Source organism: Polaribacter sp. BAL334, from assembly GCF_015767435.1.
Classification (GTDB): domain Bacteria; phylum Bacteroidota; class Bacteroidia; order Flavobacteriales; family Flavobacteriaceae; genus Polaribacter.
This window is the reverse complement of the sequence record NZ_JADWOV010000235.1, coordinates 1-538: the sequence shown is the minus strand read 5'-3', so window position 1 is coordinate 538 and position 538 is coordinate 1. Positions and strand designations below refer to the sequence as shown.

Below are 538 nucleotides of genomic sequence, written 5' to 3'. Positions count from 1 at the left end.
GCTCTCCTTGTGCTATCGATACAACTTGGGCAATACTTTTTGATTTTTTGGCAATAAATTTCAGGTATTTCTTCAAGTTATAGGTCAAGGCTGCCATCAATACATGTTTATTCGCTTGTTGTATTCCTCTGGTGTTAACCCGTTTCATATTGGTAAAATTAATGAGCGTTCCTAAGACTGGTTCTACTGTTTTACTTCGCACCTTGACCATTCGTTTTGCATACTCAGGGTTTTGCGTGAGTTTTTGATGCATTTTGTCGTAAAGGTCTTTGTGAATACTATCATCAAGTTTCTTGAAATTGGTTTTCTCCCCACAGCAGGCTGCTCGTAAAGGACACTTTTTACAATCGCTTTCACTGCTTCGATAGGTGTGTTTTCGATAGCCTTTACCATCCATTTTTTCTCCTTTAAACAGCAATTTTGCTTTGTTGCCTCCTTCTTTGGTGCATTGATAATAGTTGTTTTGTTTATCTAACACAAATCCTTCGCGTTCTGGAACGTATTGCCCAAAATTAGGCATCCATGCATTGATCTTGTG

1 protein-coding gene is annotated in these 538 nt (G+C 38.3%); it reads right to left on the bottom strand.

The genetic code is table 11. The features are described from left to right. The coding region (locus IU405_RS03370; protein ID WP_197437205.1) for a transposase at positions 1-538 on the bottom strand (538 nt) is incomplete at both ends.